Here is a 1,891-nt window from a genome sequence, read left to right on the forward strand (position 1 = left end):
CGGAGACCAGGGAGGGGTGCAGGCGCACGCGGCCGACGGGTGCTGCGGGCAGTACCTGCAGCACGCGGGCGACCACGTCGGCCGGGGCCATGGCGTCGACCCGGATGCCGACGATCTCGGCGGTCAGCGCGAGCGCCAGGCCGGTGGCCTGGGACTCGACGGCGCTGGCCAGGTCGCCGAGCAGCCCCCTGACCTGCTCGGCGGCCCGGGCCAGTGCCTCGACGGCGGCCCGGTGCTCGTCGGCTCGACGAGCCTCGTCCTCGGCCGCACGGGCAGCACGGGCCAGCTCGGCCGCAGTCGCCTGCTCGGCAGCTGCCCGTCGTCCGGCGGCCCACCCGACGGCGTACCCCTGCGCCTGCGCGGCATCACGCGCCTCGGCAGCGATCCCGTCCAGCAGCGACTCGGTGATGGAGTCGCCGAGCACGCTCTGTCCGCCCAGGCGGGTCCAGCGCCCGACGCGGAGCTCGGGCAGCTCCGGCCGGACGAGATCAGGTTTCGAGACGCGCGGTTCCGGCCTCGTTCCTCGGCCGGACGCGCCCTCAACCTCTTCGGCCGACCCGCTCTGCGAGCGAGCTCGCAGAGCACTGGCCTCAGACGACGAACTCATCGTCGTTCCCGCGCCGGACCATGATCTGGCCCTGCTCCTCGAGCTGGCGGATGGTCCGGATGACGCCCTGCTGGGCCTCCTCGACCTGGGCCAGGCGTACGGCGCCGAGCATCTCGACCTCGTCGAGGAGGTTCTCGGCGGCGCGCTCGGAAAGGTTGCTGGTGATCTTGGCCCGGACCGACTCGCTGACGCCCTTGAGGGCGAGGGCGAGCTCGGCGGTGTCGACCTGGCGCAGCACCTGCTGCACCGAGCGGTCGTCGAGTCCGACGATGTCCTCGAACATGAACATCCGGCTCTTGACCTCGTCCGCCAGCGCCGCGTCCAGGCCCTCGAGGCCTTCGACGATCTGGCGCTCGGTGGGCCGGTCGGAGCGATTGATGATGTTGACGAGGGGGTCCACGCCACCGACCCGCGAGACCTCGGCGGGCTGCAGCATCGAGGAGAGCTTGCGCTCCAGGATGGTCTCGACGGTGCGGACTATCTCGGGCGAGGTGCGGTCCATGACGGCGATCCGGTGGGCCACCACGGCCTGCTGGTGGGCGGGCAGTCCGCTGAGCAGCAGGGACGCCTTGTCGGCGGCCATGTAGGCGAGCACCAGCGCGATGACCTGGGGGTGCTCGTCGGCGATGAATCCCCGCAGCTGGGCGGGATCCGCACGGTGCAGGAACTGGAACGGCATCTGGACGGCGGCGGCGTGCAGCCGCTCCATGATCTCCTTGGCCCGCTCCGGACCGAGCGACTGCTCCAGCAGCTGCTGGGCGAAGTTGAACCCGCCCTGCGTGATGTGGGCGTGCGCGGTCGCGAGGTCGTGGAACTCCGACAGCACGAGTCCGGTCTCCGAGGCCGACACCGAGTCCAGGCGCGCGATCTCGGCGGAGATGCCCTCGACCTCGGCGTCGCTGAGGTGCGACATCACCTGTGCGGCGCGGTCCTTGCCCATCTGGATGAGCAGGATGGCGGCCTTGCGGACGCCCAGTCCGGTCACGGCACTGCCGCTGGTGAGCATCGCGGTCATGACCGCGGCTCCACGAGCCAGCCACGGAGCAGCGACGCGACGTCCTCGGGCTGCTTCTCGACGAGCGCGATCAGGTCCTCACGCAAGCTGTCCTCCTCGGTGGCCTCCGCTGCCTCGAGCACGGCGACGGCCGGGCTGTCGATCTGCGGCATCCGGCTGGCGGCGTCGAGCTTGAGCTGTTCGACGACGTACGACGTCGCGTCCTCGCGTGCGCGGGCCCGGCGCCGTGCCTGGAACCAGGCCAGCAGCACCATCAGCGCGATGCCACC

2 protein-coding genes and 1 pseudogene are annotated in these 1,891 nt (G+C 71.5%); all 3 read right to left on the bottom strand.

The features are described 5' to 3' along the window. On the bottom strand, positions 1-424 hold a 424-nt coding region (locus ACOADB_RS22535; RefSeq protein ID WP_378603909.1), incomplete at its 3' end, for a hypothetical protein. Between the two features lie 166 nt (positions 425-590). Further along, a complete protein-coding gene (gene fliG, locus ACOADB_RS22540; protein WP_378603912.1) occupies positions 591-1,622 on the bottom strand; it encodes a flagellar motor switch protein FliG in 1,032 nt (343 codons plus the stop codon). Further along, positions 1,619-1,891, bottom strand: a pseudogene (locus ACOADB_RS22545) (flagellar M-ring protein FliF); the annotation flags it as partial. The pseudogene ACOADB_RS22545 and the gene fliG, both read right to left, overlap by 4 nt.

The sequence above is a fragment of the Nocardioides sp. CPCC 206348 genome, from assembly GCF_048654705.1.
Lineage (GTDB): Bacteria > Actinomycetota > Actinomycetes > Propionibacteriales > Nocardioidaceae > Nocardioides.

Excerpts from the sequence above, each read along its gene's own strand:
- fliG (WP_378603912.1), bottom strand. The coding sequence starts at position 1,622 with ATGACCGCGATGCTCACCAGCGGCAGTGCCGTGACCGGACTGGGCGTC.